Annotated in this window: 25 protein-coding genes; 11 read left to right on the top strand and 14 right to left on the bottom strand. The window is 63.7% G+C overall.

Translation table 11 applies throughout. The features are described from left to right. Positions 1-68: 68 nt before the first annotated feature. The 3 genes from HL657_RS08115 to HL657_RS08105 are packed head-to-tail and all read right to left on the bottom strand — an operon-like array spanning position 69 to position 3,499. Complete coding sequence (locus tag HL657_RS08115; protein ID WP_317296318.1) at positions 69-1,481, bottom strand: COG1470 family protein; 1,413 nt, start codon at positions 1,479-1,481, stop codon at positions 69-71. Between the two features lie 4 nt (positions 1,482-1,485). Next, positions 1,486-2,589, bottom strand: a complete 1,104-nt coding sequence (locus HL657_RS08110) for an ABC transporter permease (RefSeq protein ID WP_317296317.1) — start codon at positions 2,587-2,589, stop codon at positions 1,486-1,488. 4 nt (positions 2,590-2,593) lie between these two features. Continuing rightward, positions 2,594-3,499, bottom strand: coding sequence for an ABC transporter ATP-binding protein (locus tag HL657_RS08105; protein WP_317296316.1), 906 nt, complete (start codon positions 3,497-3,499; stop codon positions 2,594-2,596). A 664-nt stretch (positions 3,500-4,163) separates the two neighbouring features. On the opposite strand from HL657_RS08105, the gene HL657_RS08100 reads away from it, so the two are divergent. Beyond that, positions 4,164-5,330, top strand: a complete 1,167-nt coding sequence (locus HL657_RS08100; protein WP_317296315.1) for a hypothetical protein — start codon at positions 4,164-4,166, stop codon at positions 5,328-5,330. A gap of 11 nt (positions 5,331-5,341) precedes the next feature. Continuing rightward, entirely contained in the window at positions 5,342-6,316 is a 975-nt protein-coding gene (locus tag HL657_RS08095) for a DUF1616 domain-containing protein (protein ID WP_317296314.1), read from the top strand. Here the strand turns inward: HL657_RS08095 and HL657_RS08090 are convergent. From HL657_RS08090 to HL657_RS08060, 7 genes are read right to left on the bottom strand one after another with little or no spacing between them, the layout of a single operon-like run. Beyond that, positions 6,264-7,052: a hypothetical protein gene (locus tag HL657_RS08090; protein WP_317296313.1), complete on the bottom strand. Its 789-nt coding sequence runs from the start codon at positions 7,050-7,052 to the stop codon at positions 6,264-6,266. The genes HL657_RS08095 and HL657_RS08090 overlap by 53 nt on opposite strands. Then, entirely contained in the window at positions 7,049-7,336 is a 288-nt protein-coding gene (locus tag HL657_RS08085) for a hypothetical protein (protein ID WP_317296312.1), read from the bottom strand. The genes HL657_RS08090 and HL657_RS08085 overlap by 4 nt, the downstream gene beginning before the upstream one ends. Further along, on the bottom strand, positions 7,336-8,580 hold the full coding sequence (locus HL657_RS08080) for a DUF58 domain-containing protein (RefSeq protein WP_317296311.1): 1,245 nt from the start codon (positions 8,578-8,580) through the stop codon (positions 7,336-7,338). The genes HL657_RS08085 and HL657_RS08080 overlap by 1 nt, the downstream gene beginning before the upstream one ends. 2 nt (positions 8,581-8,582) lie before the next feature. Then, positions 8,583-9,554, bottom strand: a complete 972-nt coding sequence (locus tag HL657_RS08075) for an AAA family ATPase (protein ID WP_317296310.1) — start codon at positions 9,552-9,554, stop codon at positions 8,583-8,585. After that, positions 9,547-10,359 carry a DUF4350 domain-containing protein gene (locus HL657_RS08070; protein ID WP_317296309.1) on the bottom strand — a complete coding sequence of 271 codons (813 nt, stop codon included), beginning with the start codon at positions 10,357-10,359 and terminating at the stop codon, positions 9,547-9,549. Before HL657_RS08070 ends, HL657_RS08075 begins: the two co-directional genes overlap by 8 nt. Continuing rightward, complete coding sequence (locus HL657_RS08065) at positions 10,349-11,932, bottom strand: hypothetical protein (protein ID WP_317296308.1); 1,584 nt, start codon at positions 11,930-11,932, stop codon at positions 10,349-10,351. Before HL657_RS08065 ends, HL657_RS08070 begins: the two co-directional genes overlap by 11 nt. After that, positions 11,929-12,195: a hypothetical protein gene (locus HL657_RS08060; RefSeq protein ID WP_317296307.1), complete on the bottom strand. Its 267-nt coding sequence runs from the start codon at positions 12,193-12,195 to the stop codon at positions 11,929-11,931. Before HL657_RS08060 ends, HL657_RS08065 begins: the two co-directional genes overlap by 4 nt. An 824-nt stretch (positions 12,196-13,019) precedes the next feature. Here HL657_RS08060 and HL657_RS08055 point away from each other — a divergent pair. Further along, the gene (locus HL657_RS08055; protein ID WP_317296306.1) at positions 13,020-13,250 is read left to right on the top strand and encodes a hypothetical protein; all 231 of its coding nucleotides are present in this window, start codon (positions 13,020-13,022) and stop codon (positions 13,248-13,250) included. A gap of 410 nt (positions 13,251-13,660) precedes the next feature. On the opposite strand, the gene HL657_RS08050 is transcribed toward HL657_RS08055, so the two are convergent. The 3 genes from HL657_RS08050 to HL657_RS08040 form a co-directional block, all read right to left on the bottom strand. Further along, on the bottom strand, positions 13,661-13,906 hold the full coding sequence (locus HL657_RS08050; protein WP_394804651.1) for a transposase: 246 nt from the start codon (positions 13,904-13,906) through the stop codon (positions 13,661-13,663). Positions 13,907-14,037: 131 nt separating this feature from the next. Continuing rightward, positions 14,038-14,382 carry a nucleotidyltransferase domain-containing protein gene (locus HL657_RS08045; protein WP_317296305.1) on the bottom strand — a complete coding sequence of 115 codons (345 nt, stop codon included), beginning with the start codon at positions 14,380-14,382 and terminating at the stop codon, positions 14,038-14,040. Then, on the bottom strand, positions 14,325-14,732 hold the full coding sequence (locus HL657_RS08040) for a HEPN domain-containing protein (RefSeq protein ID WP_317296304.1): 408 nt from the start codon (positions 14,730-14,732) through the stop codon (positions 14,325-14,327). Before HL657_RS08040 ends, HL657_RS08045 begins: the two co-directional genes overlap by 58 nt. A gap of 88 nt (positions 14,733-14,820) precedes the next feature. Here HL657_RS08040 and HL657_RS08035 point away from each other — a divergent pair, with 88 nt between their 5' ends. The 6 genes from HL657_RS08035 (at position 14,821) to HL657_RS08010 (ending at position 18,608) form a co-directional block, all read left to right on the top strand. After that, the gene (locus HL657_RS08035) at positions 14,821-14,946 is read left to right on the top strand and encodes a hypothetical protein (protein WP_317296303.1); all 126 of its coding nucleotides are present in this window, start codon (positions 14,821-14,823) and stop codon (positions 14,944-14,946) included. 83 nt (positions 14,947-15,029) lie between these two features. Continuing rightward, the gene (locus HL657_RS08030) at positions 15,030-15,458 is read left to right on the top strand and encodes a HEPN domain-containing protein (RefSeq protein WP_317296302.1); all 429 of its coding nucleotides are present in this window, start codon (positions 15,030-15,032) and stop codon (positions 15,456-15,458) included. A gap of 59 nt (positions 15,459-15,517) precedes the next feature. Beyond that, positions 15,518-16,729 carry an RNA-guided endonuclease InsQ/TnpB family protein gene (locus tag HL657_RS08025; protein WP_317296301.1) on the top strand — a complete coding sequence of 404 codons (1,212 nt, stop codon included), beginning with the start codon at positions 15,518-15,520 and terminating at the stop codon, positions 16,727-16,729. A gap of 5 nt (positions 16,730-16,734) precedes the next feature. Continuing rightward, a complete protein-coding gene (locus HL657_RS08020) occupies positions 16,735-17,058 on the top strand; it encodes a nucleotidyltransferase domain-containing protein (protein ID WP_317296300.1) in 324 nt (107 codons plus the stop codon). A 109-nt stretch (positions 17,059-17,167) separates the two neighbouring features. Next, positions 17,168-17,317, top strand: a complete 150-nt coding sequence (locus tag HL657_RS08015) for a hypothetical protein (RefSeq protein ID WP_317296299.1) — start codon at positions 17,168-17,170, stop codon at positions 17,315-17,317. A gap of 67 nt (positions 17,318-17,384) precedes the next feature. Further along, positions 17,385-18,608, top strand: a complete 1,224-nt coding sequence (locus HL657_RS08010) for an RNA-guided endonuclease InsQ/TnpB family protein (RefSeq protein WP_317296298.1) — start codon at positions 17,385-17,387, stop codon at positions 18,606-18,608. Between the two features lie 348 nt (positions 18,609-18,956). Here the strand turns inward: HL657_RS08010 and HL657_RS08005 are convergent, their stop codons facing one another. After that, positions 18,957-19,412, bottom strand: coding sequence for a hypothetical protein (locus HL657_RS08005; protein ID WP_317296297.1), 456 nt, complete (start codon positions 19,410-19,412; stop codon positions 18,957-18,959). Between the two features lie 176 nt (positions 19,413-19,588). On the opposite strand from HL657_RS08005, the gene HL657_RS08000 reads away from it, so the two are divergent. Then, complete coding sequence (locus HL657_RS08000) at positions 19,589-19,819, top strand: DUF7557 family protein (RefSeq protein ID WP_014868006.1); 231 nt, start codon at positions 19,589-19,591, stop codon at positions 19,817-19,819. Continuing rightward, positions 19,816-20,088, top strand: coding sequence for a type II toxin-antitoxin system RelE family toxin (locus tag HL657_RS07995; RefSeq protein WP_014868005.1), 273 nt, complete (start codon positions 19,816-19,818; stop codon positions 20,086-20,088). Before HL657_RS08000 ends, HL657_RS07995 begins: the two co-directional genes overlap by 4 nt. Positions 20,089-20,431 lie beyond the last annotated feature (343 nt).

Genomic DNA, 20,431 nt, shown 5'->3' with positions numbered 1-20,431 from the left:
CACGCAGTGGAGGGCGAAGGATGCGAAAGGCGGCATAAAAGAGGTATAGAGATAGGCGGCAACAGCCACTACCGCCGCCCGTACTTCTTGAACATATACCAGAGCCCTGCGGCGACTCCGGCCATCACCAGGAGGCCGAGCACCGCGACGTAGGACTGTTCCTTCACGACGATCCGGTACTCGTCTTCCTCTTCGTCCTGGTCGCATTTTGCGAGCGCGACGACCTTGTATTCGCCGGCGACGATATCGGCCGGCGGGACCACCGTCACCTGGACCGTCGCCCGTTCACCGGCCTCAAGGCTCGCGACCGATGCCGGGTCGACGGTCACCCGCCACCCTTCGGGTGCGCTCATGTTGAGCCCGATGTTCGTCAGCGCTCCTCCGACGCCGGCATTCGTGACCGTCACATCGAACGTGAGGGTGTCGCCGCGGTTGATCTCGTGGCGGTAACTCTTGGCGTAGGTCCGCATGTCGTAGGAGCCCCGGAGCCGGAGCGTCAGGTTCTCCTCGTACTCCCGGGCGGAGGAGCCGATCACCGCCGTGAGGTTGTACTCGCCGACACCCACCGAGTAGGGCGGGATGAGGTCGAGGTAGAGGGTCTTCTCCTCGCCGGACGGGATGTAGATCTCCGAGACCTCTTCGGTGGCGCTGCTGCTCTCCTTGAACCGGGCATACCACTGTTCGGGGAGGCCCTGGATGGAGAGGGTGTAGGTGTCGTCGTTTCTGCCGGCGTTCTTCAGGGCCATCTCGTACTGCGGGTTCGAGCCGATCGCCGCTACCCGGGACGGGGACTTCACCCGGATATCGGCGAAGAAGTTCTCTTTCTCGAGCGGCACGATCCCGAGGTCGGCCGTTCGGCCGATCCGGATCTCGACGCCTTTCTTCTCCCACGGCCGGTAGCCGGGCCGGGTGACCTTTACGGTGTAGGTGCCCATCGGGGCGCCGACGGAGACCTTGCCTTCAGCGGTCGCGAGCATTCCCTCGATCCGGGTGTCGCGGTCATAGAGGCCGACGTCGGCGCCCTTGACCACGTTGCCCTCCTTGTCCACCACGGTGGCTTCGAGCGTCCCCATCTCACCGCTGTGGGTCTTCGTGACCTTGACGTAGACCCAGATCGTGCCTTCGCCGATGCCCACCCGGATGGGGTATTCCCCCACCGCGGCATGGCCGGAGGTCTCGGCCACCAGCCGGACGGTCTTCGTCTCACCGGCCGGGATCAGCATCCGGTAGACCTCGCGGTCGGCGGCCTCGAACCGGATCTTCCAGTTGTCGGTGCCGCGGAACGTCCAGTAGTTGAGGAGGCATGTCCCGGTATCCCCACGGTTCGTGACCGCGAGGTCGAAGACGGCGGTGTCGCCCGCCTCGATCATCTCGCCGGGGAAGTCGCACCGGAGCTCTGTGGCCATCGTCCCGCCCCCGGCTGCTCCCGGGACGGCCAGCGCCGCGATGAGGAGGATGAGGAGTATTCTGTTTCCGATCATCGTCTCACCTGATGTCCATGCGCATGAACTTCACGTAGGTCGCGGCGAAGAAGGCCGACGGGAAGACGATGAGCGCGGCGATGTTCATCCAGACCTTGCCGAGAGCGCCGGCAAGCCCGGCCGGCTCTTCCGTCGCCGTGTCGTACGGCGACGCGATCATCGAGGAAAGCTGCGGATTCGTCACGGCTATCGCGACGGTGTAGTAGTTCATCTGCGGCGAGAGGAGGTTCGAGATATCGCTGATCAACCTCCGTTTCTCGATGTAGGTTTGCATCTCCTCTTCGTACTCTCTCCACGCGGGGTCCTGGGTCCCGCCGTATACCACCTCCTGTGAGGAGGTGCTGACGAAGGACCCACCGCTGGCGGTAGCGGTGACCGATCTCCCCACGGGGGTCGGCATGGGAGGTATCTCGGGCGCTTCGGGCGGGTCGCCCGCGAAAGCGTCTGCAGCCATCGCGCCGAACATGGGAAGGAGCGAGGAGACGGCGAAGAAGATTACCAGGGTGTAGATCAGCGCGTTCCCGCTCTCTTTTGCGGCCGTCGACATCGTGAGCGCGACGGCGAAGTAGGCGAGCAGGAACCCGAGCGAGACCGCCCCGAAGACCAGGATGGCGGCAAACTCCTCCGCCGTCGGGACGATCGAGAAGATGAGGAGCATCGCGATGGCGATGGCGAGCGCGAGCGCCATGGCGAACCCGAGCGCGCCGATACCCCCGAGCGCCTTGCCGTTGATGATCTCGTCGCGGTAGACGGGGTGGGAGAGGAGCGACTTCAGCGACCGGGTCTCTTTCTCCTTTGAGACCAGGTCGAACCCGATGGCGATGGCAAGGATGCCGCCGAGCATCGTCATGTAACTCATCATGGAGATGAAGACGTACATGATCGAGGGTTTCTGGGGCATCCAGCTCGTATACGGGTCGTCGAACTCCTCCATATACCGGAGTTGCTCGGTATACGCCTCCAGGCTGTTGTTGTAGTTCTCGATGCCGTCGTAGATGCTGATCGTCGAGATCACCAGGAGCAGGCCGAGGATGATGATGAACCGCCTGCTGGTGATGTGGTCGGAGAACTCCTTTCGTGCTACGTTGAACAATCGATCGAGTGCCATTCTGTTACCTCCGGTAGGCCGCCATGAAGACGTCCTCGATCTCGGGCTCTTCAAGGCGCATCTCCCGGACGTGGAGCCCCTGCTCAAAGAGGGATGCGGCAAGCCGGTCCCGGATATCGTCCTTCGCCCGGACGACCGCACGGTTGCCGTTCCTCTCGATATCGATGATCGCGGGGTCCTCGATCGCCGGCAGGTGTTCCCGGGTCTCGACGACGATCCGGACGGCATCGCCGTCTGCGGGTGCGAGCGCCCGGGCGACCTCTTCGAGCGTCCCCTGCGCGGCAAGTTTCCCTTTCGCGAGGAGCCCGACGGTCCGGCAGACTTCCCTGACCTCGGAGAGGATGTGGGAGGAGACGAAGATCGTCTTTCCTTCGCCGGCGAGGTGCATGACGAGTTCCCGGTACTCCCTGACGCCCTCGGGGTCGAGGTTTGCCGTCGGTTCGTCGAGGAAGAGCACCTTCGGATCGTTGATCAGCGCCTGGGCGAGCCCGAGCCGCTGTTTCATGCCGCGGGAGTACTCGCCGGCCTTCTGGGCGACGCCGTCGAGGTGGACGAGTTCGAGCAGTTCGGCGATCCGCTCCTTTCGCTCTTTTGCGTCCATCCCGTAGAACCGGGCGAAGTAGTCCAGGTTTTGCTCGCCGGTCATGTTCCCGTAGAACCCGACGTCTTCGGGGAGGTAACCGATGATCTTCTTTACGCTCAGCGGGTCGTCTGCGACCTCGATCCCGTCGACGAAACACCGGCCGCCGGTGGGCTCGATCATGCCGGTGAGCATCAGGATCGTCGTGCTCTTTCCCGCTCCGTTCGGGCCGAGGAAGCCGAAGATCTCGCCCTCCCCGACCTCGAGGTCCAGGCCGTCGACGGCCGGTTTTCCGTTGTATACCTTCGTGAGGTTCTCTGTTCGTATCATTTCATACACTACCGGGCTGGTTTGGTGGCGTTCTATTGCAGACTACGACCCCTTCTTATTAACGTTTTCTGTGGCAATCGTCTACACTTCAGGGAGTGATCGCGATTCTGAGATTTCCTGGAACCCTGTTTTTCCAGAACATCCCGGGGATCCGGCGATTATCTGCGTTTCGGCCGTTGCGCGGTATGGGCATGCAGCCCTGCTCGTTCATCCGTCAGGCAATCTACATTGGAATATGGGCGGGAACACGCGATAAAGCGATGGTTGACTACGAAAAAATTCGAACCTATCTGCCCCGGGTTCCGGCGAACGGCCGCCATCCCGGGCCCGACCGGAGACCTCTTCGCCGGCAGGCCGGCCGGCCCCCTGAATGGGTCTGCCCTGACCGCGATATCAACGCGGCGATCACTGCCGGAACAGGATCCTGTCGGGGCAGCAGGTGACGGATAAGCGCCGTCGAACCTGTGGAATCGCCTCAGGAGAATGAAGCGGGAAGACCCGCCCAACAGGCGCGGGGCAGTTCACCCGGAGCAGCCGCCGCAACGAGGGGGAGAACGGTGATGCTGCCCGAAATTACGACACGCCTTCCGGGGCATATGCGGCGAGCTTTTGCTTACCTTTGCATAAACATTTTTATTTTATGCGGCCACCTATACGTGATTGAATGAAAATGGGACTTAATATATCTAAATTCTGGGCATTATCGCTCCTGCTGGTTCTGCTGATCCCGGCCGCGACGGCGGCGACGATCACGATCAGCCCCGACGCGATCGAGTCCGGGGACACGGTCACCGTGGACGTAAACGACCTGCCTGACAACGCTTCCTTCTCGCTCGGCATCCGCGGCGAGTTCACCGCGACCCCGGGCGAGACGTTCGAATTTTCAGCCCGGTCGATCACCCTCCCCTTCGCCCTCAACCAGGGTGAGGTGAACGCCTACACGAAGGGGACGAACTGGACCGAGCTTGCGGCGGATCTCCCCGACGGGGGTTCCGTCATTGTGCGTGGTCCTTCCCCAAATGAGGACGGCGAGATCTGGATTGCTCAACCCCGCAACATCCCGAGCGGGACCCTCAGCCTCGTCACCCTCCGCGGGGAGGCCGCGGCGGCGGGCATCATCACCGATTTCACGGTGCTCGGCACGAAGAAGGGGCCCGACGACGGCCAGATCACCTTCGGCATCGAGGGGATCGATCAGGGCACCGCGACGGTCTCCGTCTACGTCGACGGGCAGCAGGCCCTCTCCCGGACGATCGCCATTGGAGGGGGGGCTCCGGCACCGACCGCCACCCCCCCCTCGAGCGGTAACGGCGGCAACGGGGGCTCGACCGGCCCCGCCCCGACCGCGACCACCGCCCCCTCAACGACGGTGACCTCGACCGACGGGAAGGCCAGCCTCACCGGGACCGATGCCGAGGGCGCCGGGCTCCTCAAGCTCACGGCGCAGGGCGACGCTCCTGCAGGCTGGGTCTTTGCCGGGAACGCCTACGCCGTGACTCCTGAGGGCCGGACGTTCGACCCCGCGGTGACCCTCTCCCTCCGCCTTCCTGCGGCCGACGCGACGGCGACGATCGCCAGGCTCGAGAACGGCGCCTGGTCGCCGGTCCCCTCGAAGGTCGAGGGTGACCGGATCACGGCCACGGTCTCCCGGTCGGGCTCTTACGCCCTCCTCGTTGCAGAACAGGCAGCAGAGCCGACCGCGACGACGACGGTGACGGCCGCCACCACGACCACGCCTGCGGCGACGACGCCGACGGCAGCCCCGGTAGCCCCGCTGCTCCCGGTGATCGCCTTCGCAACCTTGATGCTCTGGCGGGAGAGAAGAGGCTGACTGAGCCACCCATGGACTCCCAGGATCAACAACCCCTGATCGCCGAGGCCGCCGGGGACATCCCCGGCGACCTCATCGCAGTCGCCGCGGCAACAGCCGTGACCGCCGCCTGCGTCTACGTCCCGGTCTTGAACGAGAGTTTTCTGCGGATCCTCTTTGGCGTGGCGATGGTCCTCTTCATCCCCGGCTACGCCCTGATCGCCGCGCTCTTCCCGGCAAAGGGGGACCTCGACGGGATCGAGCGGGTCGCCCTCTCGTTCGGGCTCTCGATCGCCGTCGTCCCCCTGATCGGGCTTGGGCTGAACTACACCCCCTGGGGGATCCGGCTCGACCCGATCCTTGCGTCGCTGACGGTCTTCACCCTCGCGATGACCCTGATCGCCTGGTACCGCCGGCTCCTCCTCCCGTCCGGCGACCGCTTCACGGTCCCGGCCCGGGAGATGCTCGCCTCCGCCCGCCAGGAACTCTACGACCCCGGAGCCCCCCGGCTCGACCGGGCGCTCTCCGTCGTTCTCGTGCTCTCGATCGTCGCAGCGCTCGGGACGACCGCCTACGTCATCGCGGTGCCAAAAGAGGGGGAGCATTTCACCGAGTTCTACATCCTCGGCCCGAAGGGGAAGGCCGCGGACTACCCGACCGATGTCGCGGCCGGCTCGACGCAGTCGCTGTTCATCGGGGTCGGGAACCACGAGTACCGTGAGGTTCCCTACACGGTCGAGGTGCTCGCCCTCAACCAGACCTTTGATTCCACGACGAACACCTCGACCGTCCACGCGGCCGAGCAACTCGACCGGTTTACCCTGACGGTCCCGCACAACGAGACCTCCGAGCTGCCCTGGGAGTTCTCGGTCCCGTCGCCGGAGTACAACCGGATCGAGTTCCTGCTCTTCAACGAGACGGTCCCGGGTGAGGAACTTGTGGGGCAGGACCGGATTAACGCGAGCTACCGGGACCTGCACCTCTGGGTGCGGGTCCGGCAGGCCTGAGGATAACTCTAAGCGTCTTTCTTTTTTCGTCGACGTCGGCGTGCTCGATCGTTACCGGCACGCGGAGCCCGAGGGCGGCGAGCGTGGCGAGGAGGCTGCAGACCGGGCAGCCGACCATGGTGCAGCACTTCGGGGAGGCCGCCCGGACGGCCCGGCAGCCGGGGAGGAGGCGGTAGTCCGCGAGGGTGACGACGATGTTCTCGCCGTCCTTTACGGCGCTCGTTTTTGCGACCTCGAGGAGGTCGTCGCAGACCTCGACGATACACGCGAGGAGGGCGTCGTCCTCTTCCGGGACCTCGAGGGCGTGCTTCTCTCTCAGCCGTGCGAAGAGGGGCGCCGAGGCCGGGACGAGCCGGACGGCGCATCCCCCGTCACCGGTGATGTAGGAGTAGTCGTCGCCGATGTCCTCCGGGAGGGTGCCGGCGACCGGGATGACCTCGACGACCGTTTCTCCGTCCGGGACGAACCAGGCATTGCCCTGGACCCCGAGGTCGGCGCAGAGGGTGGCGATGGTGATCGTCCCCTGGGCGGGGAGGAGGGCGGCGATCTCCGGGTCGAGGGGCTCGCCCTTGTGGAGGGCAAGGAGGAAGACCCCGGCGATGAAGCAGCCCGTGCCGGCGAGGACGACCGTCGCGGTGGTGATATCCCCCCGGCCCGCGACGGCCGCAACGGCGAGGAGGCCTGCTGCGGCCAGGATGAGGAGGAAGGCTCCCCGGTAGGGGTTGTTCGCGGTCATGCCGCGCCTCCTGCCCGGAGCGCGAGCCGGTGGTCATGGAGGGTGAGGGCGAGATACCCGCAGCCGAGGGCGACCGCGAGGCCGAGGAGAGCGACTATCCCGGCCGCGTAGAGGGCCGCGGCGAAGCCGGCCGCGGCGATCGCAAAGACCGGGTAGCCCCGCCGGTCGCCGAGGAACGCGGCGAGGACGATCACCTGGAGGATGAGCGCCACGAGAAGGTTGCCTGCGGCGACGACCAGGACTTCGCCGAGAGAGAGGAGGAGGAATTTTCGATCGAACTCCATCAGAGCACCTCCACGGCATCGACACCGGGGATGGCCCCGGCGCCGGCGGGTGCCTTCAGGACGACCCACATCCCCCGGACCTTCGCCTCGCGGGCGAGCTGGATGAGGTGGCTTTTATCGCCCGCCGGGAGGAGGGAGAAGAGCCGGACCTCTTCTGCCTCCGCCCGGCCGAGCGCCGCCCGGACCGCCGCTGCGAAGGGTGTGGGGCTCTCTGCCGCAAACCGGGTGAGGAGGGCGCCGAGCTTCTCGCGGAAGACGCTCTCCTCCGGGACCGCTCCGCGGCCGTTCATCCGGGCCCGGGCCGCGAGGACGGCGGGTCCCGGCGCCCGGTAGAGGGGGGCGCGGGGTTCGAGCGGGGCGAGCCCGCCGAGGGCCGCGATGGCCTCCCGGATATCCAGGGTCCGGGGGAGGAACCGGACGACCTCCCCGCCGGCGACGACCAGGAGCGAGCAGCCGTCGCGTGCGTTGATCGCCCCCTCGACCGCGCCGCAGACGGTCATCGAGAACCGTGCGAAGGTCTCCGGGTCCCCGGTCCGGGCGGGGAGGTCGACGGCGATGAGCGGCGAGCCCCCCTCGAGCCCGGCCGGCTCCCTGACATAGTAGGCGTCTCGGCGGGCCGTGAGTTTCCAGTCGATCTGGCTGAGGTCGTCGCCGGTCTGGTAGGGCCGGAACCCGCGGGTGCCCTGGCCGGTGAGCGCTGCCCGCCGGTCCACCTCGGCATCGCCGCTGCCGGTCCCCCTCCCCCTGCCGCGCTCGGCGGTTCCCGCGGGGAAGACCTGGATGTGCGGGCCGTCGAACCGGCGGCAGACGATGTCGCGGGAGAAGAAGGCGTCGCTCGCCTCGAGGACGACCCCGGCGAACGCGGTCTCCCCCGGGGCCATGAGCCGGACGGTGTAGGTTACCGTCTCCCCCGGTGAGGAGAGGGGGGCGTCGCCGGCCGCGACCGCCGGCGGGAGGTCGCGCACCCGGACCTCCATCCCGGGCGGGACGGCGATATCGGCCTTCACCCGGACGGCCGTCGCCGTCCCCTGCCGGAGGATCGTCCGGTCGACCTCGCGGGTCACGTTAAGGGAGGTGACTGCTGCCCGGAGATCGCGCTCGAACTGCCAGCCCCGCCAGAGGAGGAAGAGGGCGAGGGAGCCGGCGGCGAGGGCCGCGGCAGGGTTTGCGAGGAGGAGCGCCGTGACGGTGAGGGCGAGGGCGAGGGCGGCTATGCCCCCGCTCGTCCGGGTCGGCCGGATCATCCCTACGACACCTCGACGCTCTCGACGATCCCGGCGATGACCGCCTCGGTCGTGATCCCGGTGATCGCGGCCTCGCGGGTGGGGAGGATGCGGTGGCGCAGCACCGGGAGGGCCAGGGCCTGGACGTCGTCGGGGATGACGTAGTCCCGGCCGTTCAGGGCCGCCCGGACCCTCGAGCCCCGGAGGAAGGCGATCGAGCCACGGGAACTCGCGCCGAGCCGGATGTCGCCGTGATGCCGCGTGGCGAGGATGAGGTCGCGCATGTAGGCGAGGACCGTCCTGTCGACCCGGACCTCCCGGGCGGTCGCGGCCATGGCCTGCACCTCCGCGGGGCTGAGGAGAGGGGCGATCCGGTCCTGGTAGACCTTCCAGTCCAGCTCCCCGGCCTGCTCCCGGCGGAGGATCTCGAACTCGTTCTCGCCGTCGAGGTGGGTGAGGACGGAGCTGAACATGAACCGGTCGCACTGGGCCTCGATGAGCGGGAAGGTCCCCTCGGCCTCGTGGGGGTTCTGGGTGGCGATGACGAAGTAGGGGTCCGGGAGCGGGTAGGTCGTCCCGTCGATCGTCGCCTGCCCTTCGCTCATCGCCTCCAGGAGCGCGCTCTGGGTCTTGGGCGTTAAGCGGTTCATCTCGTCGACCATCAGGAAGTTCGTGAAGAGCGGGCCTTTCTGGAGGACGAACTCGCTTTTGTTCCGGTCGTAGATCCGGACGCCGATGATGTCGGCGGGCTGGATGTCCACGGCCCCCTGGACCCGCCGGAACTCGTAGCCGATGAGCCGGGCGATGAGCTTGCAGGCCGTGGTCTTTGCGGTTCCCGGGACCCCCTCGATGAGGAGGTGGCCGCCGCTGATCATGCTGATAAAGATCTCCTCGATGAGGGACTGGTTCGAGACGACCACCTGCTGGGTGGTCGTCCGGATCTCTTCATAGACGTTTGTAATCCTGTTGATGCGTGTGGTCAGATCGTCAGTCATCTCTCTTCCTCCCAAAGTGCCAGGCCACCGGCAGAACGGCCAGGGCGGCGAGGCCGGCCGCGGCCGCCGGGGTCTCCCGGACCCAGGCTATGGCGTTGATGATCGGGTTTGTGGTCCCGGTCCTGCTGTGGGCGGCGTCGAGCAGGACCGGCTGGAGATTGTTGATGAACCCGGGGTTCTCGGCGAGCATGGCGTTGACGAAGAGGCTCGGGTCACCGAGGACGGTGAGGTTCCCCTCGCTCGCGCAGACGACCGCGGTCCTGAAGGTCTCGGAGCCGCTGACGTGCCCGTCGCCGTCGGTGTCGTCCCAGGAGAGGATCGCGGTCTCGAGGAGGGGGTCACCCCCGGTGACGGTTGCCGGGCGGTTGACCCGGACGGTCTCGATGCCGGCAAAGAGGGTGGTGTTCCCGACCACCCGGACGTTGAAGAGCCCCGGGTCGGTGTGATCGCGTTTCAGGCTCGAGAGGTTCCCCGGCCGGACCCTTATCGCGCTCCCGAGGTCGGCGAGGAGCGGGTTGGCGTTCCCGTCCTCGTCGGCGATGAGGACCCGGCCGCCGGAATCAAGGAACGTCCGGAGGTAGCCGACCTCCCCGGCGGTGAAGGGGCGGTCGGGCGCGAGGATGAGGAGGGTCGCGCCGGGCGGGAGGTCGTGGAGGGTGCGGACCTCCTCCGCGGCGAGGTTCGAGGTGCCGTTCCACCCGACGTTGTAGCGGCTGTACTCCTCGGTGGTGGTGGTCGCGTGGGCGTATACCGCGCCGCCGGCGAGGAGGAGGACGAGGAGGACCGCCCAGGCCTCACGCTGCACGTTCGTCACCCCCGCGGGCTTCGGCTTCCATCGCCCGGAGTTCGCCGTCCGTGGGGGTCTCGCCGGCGTACCGGATCCGCTCGTAGCGTTCGAAGAACGCGGCATGCGCCGGGGCGAGCCGGGCGCAGTCCCGCGGGGTCTTCGATTCGGGGAGACCGAGCCGGGCACGGAGTGCCCGGAAGAGAACGGTCGCGGCCTCGCGGGGCGGGAGGCCGGCGATCTCGACCGGCGGCGGCGGCTCCGCGGCCTCTTCCGTCACCTCCTCCTCCTCCACGACAGGGCTCTCCTCGGGCCGGCGCCGCCGGAGGTACCACCCGGTGCCGAGGGCGGCCGCGATCGCCGCTATGAACGGGAGGGGGGAGAGCCCCTCTCCGTGGACGGTGGCCGTCACCGTCTCGCTCTCCGAGGCGTTCAGGGGGTAGCCCGCGGCGTGGAACTCCGCCTGGAGGGGGTGCTCCCCGGCGGGGAGGACGATCTCCGTCACGTAGGTGCCGTTGCCGTCGGTCTCTCCGGCGGCGAGGGTGCCGTCGTCGAGCCTGATGAGGACCGGGGCGCCGGTGACCGGCCGGCCGTCTTCGGTCGTGAGGTTCCCGGTGCAGGCGACGGCGGTCGCGTTCACCTCCGCTGCGGCGAGGGTGAGGGTGGTGTTGCCTGAAATGACCGCAAACGTCGCGACCTCGGAATAGACCGCGCCCGCGGTCGCGTAGGCGAGGTGCGGTCCGGCGGCGATCCGGCCGATCCGGTAGGAACAGGCGTAGGTGCCGTTCTCATCGAGGGTGGCGTTCCCGGCGACCCGGCTGTCGACATAGACCTCGATAGAGGAGCCCGGCATGCCGCCGGCGTAACGGCCGGCGATCCGGAGGGTCTCTCCGTAGCGCCCCTCGGCCGGGGTGACCGTGACGTTGAGGGGGGACTTCGCAGCACCGCCGCCTCCCACCTGCTCGCTCTCCGCGGCGTCGGCGACCTCGGCGAAGTCCTCGACGCTCTGCTGGTAGGGGGTGGTATTGAGGTCGTAGTGCTCGGCGATCCGGGTCGTCTCGGTCTCTCTCTCTGCGTAGGAGGCGAAGCCTTCCCGCATCTTCTGCCGGAGGGCCTCGCCCTCGTAGGCGATGGCCATGCGCTGCTCGCCGTCCTGGACCTCGATCTCGAGCCGTTTTAGGTCTTCGAACCGCCGGCTGTCGTTCAAGAGCGTCTCGAGGGCTTCCTGGTTCTGCCGGTTGTTCTGCTGGAACTCGCCGATGTCGGTCCCGGAGACGTCGAGCGTGACAACCAGCCGGTCGAACTGCCGCGAGAGTTCGCTGTAGCGGGCGAGGTCGCTCTCGGCGCTCTCGTAGTCCTTGAGCTTGATCGTGAGGGCCAGGGTCCCGGTCTCTCCCAGGAGTTCGTCCATCAGGGGCACGAGGGCGTCGGCATTGCCCGGCGACTTCTTCTGGACGGTCGCGGGGTCGGCGTGGGCGGCGGTCGATATGTTTTCCGCCGTGTAGAGGAGCGGGGAGGCCGCCTGGGCTCCGAGGAGGAGGAGGACGAGGACGGCTGCCGCCGCGAGGATGATGTGGGACGCCCGGCGGTTCATGCGGCAAGGATCTCCAGGATTTTTTCTACGACGATGTAGGCGAAGAGGGCGACTCCCGCGGCGATGAGGTAGCCGATGTAGCGCATGTAGCGCGGCCGCGAGAAGGCGCCGTCGATCAGGACGGCGACGACCAGGAGGCCGATCAGCGAGAGGACGAAGAAGACCTCGAGGTCGAGCGTGCGGTTCAGGACCATGAAGAACGCGACGATGATAAGCCAGACCGCGAGTACGGCCGCTGCATAGTATTTCTTCGCACCCGCCATCCTGATTATTTTTTGGTTCTGCGAGAGATAATCCTATTGAAATTATATTATTTTGTGACGGGCGGGTGAGGAGATTTGGGCAGGGGGAGACTTTGATCCGGAGGCTCTCCCGGATGTCCGGATCCACTCTCCGGGGTTCGTCTACGTTACGTTTTGTTAACTTAGAGAGGGCTTCCCACGTCTACGTTAAGTTTGCCTTATTTAGCGGGGGCTTGCTCGTGCAGGCTCCCGGGAGCGGAAGGCTATCTGCCGGCTCCGTATCGGCCACGCGCTCACCACTACGGGATCCGCCCGTTATCGCTATCAGGCAGGCCTCGCCCGCGAGGAGGCCATCTATCGAAGGGATCTCCCGATATCTTTCTCGCTCATTTGTATCGTCGCCATCGTCTCGGGATTGCTGAAAATCTCGATGGTATCAAGGAGGGTGTCAAGATCTTCCCGCCGGACCATTGTCTCCTGGATCTTCTTGATCTCAAGTTTGCCTTAGATAGAGTTCATCGAGGGTGACAGCCGGGGTCATGACTGGTAGTCCCTTGCCAGCGCTCTTAAGTGCATCTCGATGGGGTTCGGAGGGTTTTTCTTCGCGGCCATATGACCGGGCTGATCGTTTGGGTGGCGTCCTCCGAACCACCGGGTAGCCTGCGATCCCCTCCGGGTGTTCTCGCTTGCATGCCGTTCCTTCGGCCCATCGCACCTATCGGCGCTCGAGTTCCGGGCGTTCCGTCCGTCGCACTCCCCGCGAGCCGCCACCACGGTTCACAGCTCGTGTCGGCAAAGACGTCACCGGCAGAAACATAATGTCATTGAAATGATTATCAATATCTATGACTCAGAGCGCAAGTCCAAATAATTCTGACATGGTGAGTATCCGTGTTAGCCGTGCGACCCAGGAGAAGCTGAAGAAGCTGAAGAAGGGGAACATGACATACGATGATGTAATATCTCAGATGGTCGACGATGAAAACTGGGATGTTGAAAAACTGGATGCCGATCTAGATAAAATCGAGAAGAAATCTAAGTTTTACACCTTCGAAGAGGTATTCAAAGGTGCATGAACTAATCTTCAGTGAGGAAGCGTTCAAATACCTATCACAAATACCGAAAAAAGACCTGGTACCTGTGAAAGATGTAATCTCTTTATGCCTTGGAGAATTTCTGAAAAAGACAACCAAGCGATGCAACAAGAAACTCCTCAAGGGTTCTAAGAAACACACGTATCGCCTTCACGTATCGATGACACACACCGCATTCTATCGTATTGATGACGAAAACAAGCGCGTCCTCATAGATGATGTGATGGGAATAAACCTGGCGCACAGCAAATACGGGTTATACTGATCCTCTTTTTATAGTTACTGGCCCACCATCTTTGCAGCATATATTGGACTCAGGAATATCTTCATCCATTTCTCCCGATAGGTTCTTTCCGCCGCCAGTTTCTCAAATGCCCGTGTAATCGTGGCAATCACGTGTTCATAGCCCGTGACGGACGTCGCCGAGACTTCCCCCGCTTGATCGCCCGCCAGACCTGCTCGATGGGACTCCGATCCGGTGAGTATGGCGGGAGATGTACGAGCCGGATGCCGTTGCCGGCGGCATACTGTCCGACCACGATGGCATGATGCGAGCTGAAGGTGTCGAGGACGAGTCGTTTGTTGGGATTCGCTCTCCTGTACTCTCTCAACACCTCCCGGTCATGACAGGCGGCCATCGCCGGCGCTCTTAAATGCATTTCGACGGGGTCGGAGGCTGCTGTTTGAATTGCCTCCGTTCCCATGCCGGGTCGATTGCAACCGATGCCATGGAACTATCCGGGGGGAGCCCGATCGTCGGGGTCCGTGCCTACACCCGGACGCCCTCAGCCAGCGCCTCCCGGATGAACGGGTTAGCGCTCCGGACCAGTTCAGCGAATTCTTCCTCGGTGTAGCAGATCGGCTCGACCGGGAGATCGGTGAGGTCGAGGATGGCTGCCGCCCGCTTGTGGAACCGCTCGCGAAAGTCCCCGACGATGATCAGGTCGACGTCGCTCCCCTCGTGGAAATCCCCGCGGGCAAACGACCCGTACAGGATGACGGCGGAGACGTGCCGGCGTGCCCGGATCTTCCGGGCAAGGTCCCGGACCTGCTCGATTACCGAGAGAGCGCTTGCCTCGCGGCAGTGCAGATCGAGTCCGCGTACTCGATGCATTCCTCGGCATCCTCCTTATCGTAGTACTCCGACGGCGTCAGGTTTCCTGCGATGCTGTCCGGGTAGCGGGTCGTGATGTAGGCGCTGTCGAGCACCTTCGCGCCGGCCTTCAGTTCCAGGAGTGAAGGTTCGAACGCACCGACCTCTCTTATCAGTTCGTAGACCGAGTGCGTCAGGATCTTCCGGAATCCGCGGGCATACAGCAGGGCCTTTAGAACTTTTTCCGCGCTCTGCTGCGCCTGAAAACAGGCCCATTCAAAGTCGCCCGACCGGCAGCTGTTCTGTGCACTGATGAGATCCCTCTCCCCCTGCCGCAGCCACCGTTCCGCTTCCTGCATATTCGCATCCATGGTCTCTGCCTGACGGTTACCATGAGTTGTCGCTTCGAAGATATAAGTGCGCCGCGGTTCTCCTCCCGGCCTCCCGGGGGCCGGGGCTTTGAGACCACGGCTCCGGGATGCCGTCGCCGGTGAGGTCTCCTTCTGCTTTGCGGATATTGCCGTCGCGCTCAGGGAAGCGACAGGGCAGATCCCCCGGGCGTCACCGCCGGCGACCCGGAGATAGCCCCTCACGGGGTGGGTCCGAACCGCTCGGCCCGGCACGCAACCCTACATTCATATAACCGCGCCTCTATAACCTCTTACGATATGCCCGAGCGGAGTGCGGACTGGATGGAGCAGGCGCGGCGGGATCTCGCCATGGCCGGGCAGGCCCGGGATACCGGGTTCTTCGAATGGGCCTGCTTTATCTCTCAGCAGGCTGCCGAGAAGGCGATAAAGGCGGTCTACCAGAAGCATGGGGCGGTTGCGTGGGGCCACTCCGTTCTCGATCTCCTCGATGGTCTCCGGGCAGCCGGCCGGGAGATCCCCTCCGACCTCTTCCGGATCGCACGCGGTCTCGACCGCTTGTATATTCCGGCCCGCTACCCGGACGGGTTTTCCCGGGGGAAGCCGGCAGACTATTTCACCAGGATGCAGACGATGCAGTCAGTGGTGCGGAAAGGATCACTCAAGACAATGGGCCGAGGATTCCCGCGACTTAAGTCGTGGGGGGAATCGGCCCTTGGCATATCCTGATACACTTTCGCCCCGCACAGACATCCTTTATGCCCTGGGAAAACTCATAGATGGGTTGTATGCAATCGGTGACGAAGTTGCGGTTGTTTGCGTCTCCCGACGAACGGCGGATGCTGTTCGCTACGATGGAGCGGTACAATGCAGCCTGCAACGCGGTTTCCCCGGTTGCCTTTTCTGAACGGGAGTTCTCCAACATCGGCCTGCAGAAGCGGCTGTACCGCCACGTCCGGGAGACGTTCGGGCTCTCGGCGCAGATGACCCTTCTTGCCATCCGCAAGGTTGCCGGCAGTTACCGGAGCACCCGGGAGGCGATCAAGGAGCAGAACAAGGTGCTCGCGGCTCTCAGCAAACCCCGAAAGTCCCTCACCGAGCTCTCGTTCCAGGAGCACGGGGCCATCTGCTACGATGCCCGGGTGCTCTCCCTCGGCCAGAATAGAGTGAGCATCTGGACGCTGGACGGCCGGATCAAACTCCGGTATAGCAAGCCCGCGTACTTCCCGGCGGTCGCGACAATCAAGCAGACGGATCTTGTCTACCAGGACGGAGCGTTCTGGCTCTACGCGACCGTGGAGACTCCTGACGTCGAGCCTGCCGAACCCTCCGAGTACCTCGGGGTCGATCTCGGAGTAGTGAACATCGCCACCACGAGCGACGGAACAACCTTCTCCAGCGAGGCCACCGAGATGGTCCGGCAGCGCTACGGCCGACTCCGGGGGGTTCTCCAGAAGACCGGGACCAGGTCGGCCAAGCGGAGACTGCGGAAGATCGCCGGCAGAGAGCGCCGATTTAAGATCGATACCAACCACGTTATCAGCAAGCAGATCATTTGCGCGGCACAAGGCACGAAGCGGGGGATCGCCCTAGAAGACCTCAAGGGCATCCTCCTGCGGACCACGGTTATGAAGGGTCAGCGCGAGCGACATCATAAGTGGGCGTTCCACCAGCTCCGAACTTTCATCGAGTACAAGGCCCGCCGGGCGGGGGTCCGGGTGCAGGTGATCAGTGGGGCGTATACGAGCCAGCAGTGCAGTGCCTGCAGGTTCGTCCACCCTGGTAACCGCCCGAACCAGGCAGCGTTCCGCTGCCTCGCGTGCGGGCATACCGAGAACGCCGACATCAACGCAGCCAAAAACATTGCTGCCAGGGCCGCCGTCAACCGGCCTATTGCGGTCTGCTCCCTTGACACCGGGGGAGAGGTGGAATCGCAAGCCTGTAAAGAGCATGGTGCCACCTACGGTATCATGCCCCCGACTTCAGTCGGGGGTAGTTGACTTCTGTGACGGTCTTCTGGCTTGATGCGGACCTTGTCCGGGAACGGTTACGAGCGGTGGTGGAGAGGCTGGCAGACGACCAGAACGTCCTCCGTGTCGTCCTCTTCGGGTCGTTCGCCGAGGGGCGGGCCGTTCCCGGGAGCGATCTCGATATCATGATCGTCCTCGCACACGACGAACGCCCCCTCCTCGAGCGGGTCTCCGCCTACCTCACGTACTTCTCCGGGATCGGGATCGGCGTCGACCTCTTCCCCTACACGGTGAGCGAGCTCGGCAATCCCCTCGCCCGCCGGGCAGCGGAGACGGGGACCGTGCTCTTCTCCCGGTGAACTGCTCCGCCCGAACGGCGGGGGTGATCACCTTCGGCGTAGGCCCGCTATTTTTCCCGGAATGGGAGCGCAGGGTTTTCTTGTTCTTCAGGAAAAGCGTATCATCGTGATGGAATGCGTCGATCAATATTATGAGATTGGGGCTGCAATCTCAGGGGTGACCCAGGATGCTCCCGACGAGAGGAGGAGGAGCAGCCACGATAGGTATTTCACAGCTTACAGATCCGGGGTTCAAGGTGCAAGAAAGCCCCCGGCTTGAGCCGTGGGGATGCATTGCACCCCCTGGTTCGTTCACGTTCACCCCGCCCGGAACAGATTATAGCCTGATGAGCGCCAATGGATCCCTGGAGTCCGCAATGCGCCACGTCGCCCGGTACCGGATCTACCCCTCGCAGAAGATTGCCGGGAGGCTGTTCGCCAGCTTTGCGAGGTGTGCCTTTGTCCGGAACTGGTGTCTTGAGAATAAGGTCTACCAGGACTCCTGTCTCCCGACGTTGAAAACCGAGTACCCCGAGCTGAAGGAAGTCCACAGCAAGGTGCTGCAGAACGTCGTCCAGCAGATCGTCCACAACCTCCGTGCTCTCAGAAAGCTGAAGGAACAGGGGAGAAAGGTCGGCAAGCTGCGGAAGAAGTGGGTCCACTCGATGATCTACGAGCAAAGCGGGTTCAAGCTCACGGGCAACCACCTCTGGCTGAGCAAGATCGGGGAGATGCGGATCGAGCTCAGCCGCCCGGTGCCGGGACGGATCAAGCAGATTGTGGTCAAGCACACCCCGGCCCACAAGTGGTTTGTGGCGGTCATCTCCGAGACCCCGGACACCCCTGAACCCACGACCGGTACCCGGGCGGTCGGGATCGACCTGAACCTGGAGAACTTCTCCACCGACACCGAGGGAACGGTCTTCCCACACCCGCACAACGTCATGAAGGCCGCAAAAAGGCTCCGCCGGGCCCAGAGAAAACTCTCCCGGGCCGCGGACGGGAGCCGGAACCGCCGGAAACAGCGGATCAGGGTTGCCCGGATCCACGAGCAGGTCGAGAACCGGAGAAACGACTTCCTGCACAAGTGGAGCCGATACTACGTTGACCACTACGATCTTATCGCCCTGGAACACCTGAACATCAGACCGATGGTCGAATCGCTGGATGCAAAACTCCGCGGCAGATCCCAGTCTATTCTCGATGCCGCGATGGGCCGGAGCGGGAGAAGCCGGAGGCTTCGACTCGCGTGGTACAAAGCAAGAGAGTTCATACGCTACAAAGCTGCGAATGCTGGTACGTATGTGCATCTGATCGATCCGGCCTATACGACACAGGATTGTTCCGTCTGCGGGCACCGGGAGAAGAAGGATCTCTGGCAGCGAACCCATGCCTGCCCGGTCTGCGGCTACACCGTCCCCCGGGATCTGAACGCCGCACAAAATATCCTGAAACGAGCATCCGTAGGGTGGGGCACACCCGAATCGACGCTTGTGGAGATCGGGACCACTACACCGCCAATCCCGGCGGTGCACGTCCCGGTCAACGAATCAAGAATCTCCCGGCTTTAGCCGTGGAGAGTGTCAACCGGCAGAGGGGCAGTCACATCATTCTGCAGCACTCTGATGGAAGAAGTATCGTTGTCCACCCGGGAGAGGGATATTGCGAGCGATCATCCGGCAGGCCGGCCTCGCCCGCGATCGAGAAAACACCTGTCATTACTCATGAGCAACCCGTTTGGGCGATCCGTAGAGATAGTGGTCGTGCTCCTCTGCAAGGTCGGGGATATGGGTATCTACGGCAAGCGACGCGATCTCGAAAGCGGGATCCTTGTCGGGCTCTTCCGGGGAGAGGTGTACTGTGATGGTGTATTTCTTGCTTCGAGATCGATGGGGCCGGACGACCGGAAGACCGAGCCGTCAAACAGGACTTTTGTCATTCAAAGACCGCCTGCTGTACCGGAGGTTGATCCGGCCGCCCAGCGTCCAGATGCTTACCCGGTTCCGACCGAGGGAGAGTACCCGGGCATCGTAACAGATGGCCCCGTGCTCCCGGAACGAGATCTCGGTGAGAGACTTCAAGAGTTTGCCGAGAGCGGCGAGCATCTTGTTCTGCTCCTTGATCGCCTCCCGGGTGCTCCGATAACTCCCGGCAACCTTGCGGAGGGCAAGAATGGTCATCTGTGCCGAGAGCCCGAAGGTCCCCCGGATACGATGATACCGTCTGGCCTGGAGCCCACGGTCAGAGAACTGCCCCTCAGAAAAGGCAACCGGCGAGGCGGCGTTGCAGGCCGCATTGTACCGCTCCATCGTGGCGAACAGCAGCCGTCGTTCGTCGGGAGACGCAAACAACCGCAACTCAGTCACCGATTGCATACACCGTCTCGATTGGCGCTCGCCCGGCATAAAGAATACCGCCGCGAGGTGAACGTGTATCGGGATATGTGGAGGGCCGATTCCTCCCACGACTCAAGTCGCGGGAATCCTCAGCCCATTATTTTGAACGGAGCCCTGACAAAATCTTTATGCCTTATGGTAACCTATGGGTAGTTATGGCAACGACGATCCAGCTCCAACCCGAGACCAAGTCCCGCCTGGATACCCTGAAAACGCATCCTCGGGAGAGTTATGACGAGACACTCAATCGTATCCTGGACGCGTTCTTCGATCCGGAACCGCTCTCCGAAGAGACCCTGCAGGAGATCGAAGAAAGCATTGCGGACATGCGGGCCGGTCGGGGTCGCCCCTTCGAAGAGTATGCTCGGGAACGTGGCCTTAAATGATCTGGCGGCTTCACCTCCTGCCAGGGGCCGAGCGGAAACTCAATAAACTCCCGGACCTTGATGCCCAACGAATCAAGGACGAACTCGACGCCCTGGCAGACGAGCCGTACCCTCGCCTGTACGCCAAAAAACTGAAAGGACATCCGAATAGTCCGTTGTATTCTTTTCGTGTGGGACAGTACCGGATCATTCTTGTGTTCGAGGACAATGTGATGGTTATTGCCGTGATCGATGTCGGCAACCGGAGCAACGTCTATCGGAAATATTGAGGTAGCCGGAGACAAGCCCTTTGGAGACGCCGGTGGCGAGGGCGACTGTTCCGACCGTGGCCGATTGCCTGAGGCTGATGTGGCGGAGGATGCGGATGCGTTCTTCCGTCTTGAAGATCTCTCTGAGCATGATCCCAGGAGGTGTTTGTGGTAGGGAGGAGATGTTGTTTTCGATCTGTGAACATGTTGTTCATGAGACATGAACTCCAGGCGCTCCGTCCTTCACACTCTGCACCTTCGGTGCTCGAACTCTGGCCCAGAGGGCCGTCGTCCTCTGCACCTTCGGTGCTCGAACTCCGGGCGCTCCGTCCTTCGTCCTCTGCACCTTCGGTGCTCGAACTCC

The organism is Methanoculleus nereidis, assembly GCF_032944295.1.
Classification (GTDB): Archaea; Halobacteriota; Methanomicrobia; order Methanomicrobiales; family Methanoculleaceae; genus Methanoculleus; species Methanoculleus nereidis.
The sequence above is the reverse complement of the archived record's forward strand: the minus strand, read 5'-3'. Positions and strand labels throughout refer to the sequence as shown.

Excerpts from the sequence above, each read along its gene's own strand:
- HL657_RS08115 (WP_317296318.1), bottom strand. The coding sequence starts at position 1,481 with ATGATCGGAAACAGAATACTCCTCATCCTCCTCATCGCGGCGCTGGCC.
- HL657_RS08110 (WP_317296317.1), bottom strand. The coding sequence starts at position 2,589 with ATGGCACTCGATCGATTGTTCAACGTAGCACGAAAGGAGTTCTCCGAC.
- HL657_RS08105 (WP_317296316.1), bottom strand. The coding sequence starts at position 3,499 with ATGATACGAACAGAGAACCTCACGAAGGTATACAACGGAAAACCGGCC.
- HL657_RS08100 (WP_317296315.1), top strand. The coding sequence starts at position 4,164 with ATGAAAATGGGACTTAATATATCTAAATTCTGGGCATTATCGCTCCTG.
- HL657_RS08095 (WP_317296314.1), top strand. The coding sequence starts at position 5,342 with ATGGACTCCCAGGATCAACAACCCCTGATCGCCGAGGCCGCCGGGGAC.
- HL657_RS08090 (WP_317296313.1), bottom strand. The coding sequence starts at position 7,052 with ATGACCGCGAACAACCCCTACCGGGGAGCCTTCCTCCTCATCCTGGCC.
- HL657_RS08085 (WP_317296312.1), bottom strand. The coding sequence starts at position 7,336 with ATGGAGTTCGATCGAAAATTCCTCCTCCTCTCTCTCGGCGAAGTCCTG.
- HL657_RS08080 (WP_317296311.1), bottom strand. The coding sequence starts at position 8,580 with ATGATCCGGCCGACCCGGACGAGCGGGGGCATAGCCGCCCTCGCCCTC.
- HL657_RS08075 (WP_317296310.1), bottom strand. The coding sequence starts at position 9,554 with ATGACTGACGATCTGACCACACGCATCAACAGGATTACAAACGTCTAT.
- HL657_RS08065 (WP_317296308.1), bottom strand. The coding sequence starts at position 11,932 with ATGAACCGCCGGGCGTCCCACATCATCCTCGCGGCGGCAGCCGTCCTC.
- HL657_RS08060 (WP_317296307.1), bottom strand. The coding sequence starts at position 12,195 with ATGGCGGGTGCGAAGAAATACTATGCAGCGGCCGTACTCGCGGTCTGG.
- HL657_RS08055 (WP_317296306.1), top strand. The coding sequence starts at position 13,020 with ATGACTCAGAGCGCAAGTCCAAATAATTCTGACATGGTGAGTATCCGT.
- HL657_RS08050 (WP_394804651.1), bottom strand. The coding sequence starts at position 13,906 with ATGGCCGCCTGTCATGACCGGGAGGTGTTGAGAGAGTACAGGAGAGCG.
- HL657_RS08045 (WP_317296305.1), bottom strand. The coding sequence starts at position 14,382 with ATGCATCGAGTACGCGGACTCGATCTGCACTGCCGCGAGGCAAGCGCT.
- HL657_RS08040 (WP_317296304.1), bottom strand. The coding sequence starts at position 14,732 with ATGGATGCGAATATGCAGGAAGCGGAACGGTGGCTGCGGCAGGGGGAG.
- HL657_RS08030 (WP_317296302.1), top strand. The coding sequence starts at position 15,030 with ATGCCCGAGCGGAGTGCGGACTGGATGGAGCAGGCGCGGCGGGATCTC.
- HL657_RS08025 (WP_317296301.1), top strand. The coding sequence starts at position 15,518 with ATGCAATCGGTGACGAAGTTGCGGTTGTTTGCGTCTCCCGACGAACGG.
- HL657_RS08015 (WP_317296299.1), top strand. The coding sequence starts at position 17,168 with ATGGAATGCGTCGATCAATATTATGAGATTGGGGCTGCAATCTCAGGG.
- HL657_RS08010 (WP_317296298.1), top strand. The coding sequence starts at position 17,385 with ATGAGCGCCAATGGATCCCTGGAGTCCGCAATGCGCCACGTCGCCCGG.
- HL657_RS08005 (WP_317296297.1), bottom strand. The coding sequence starts at position 19,412 with ATGCAATCGGTGACTGAGTTGCGGTTGTTTGCGTCTCCCGACGAACGA.
- HL657_RS08000 (WP_014868006.1), top strand. The coding sequence starts at position 19,589 with ATGGCAACGACGATCCAGCTCCAACCCGAGACCAAGTCCCGCCTGGAT.
- HL657_RS07995 (WP_014868005.1), top strand. The coding sequence starts at position 19,816 with ATGATCTGGCGGCTTCACCTCCTGCCAGGGGCCGAGCGGAAACTCAAT.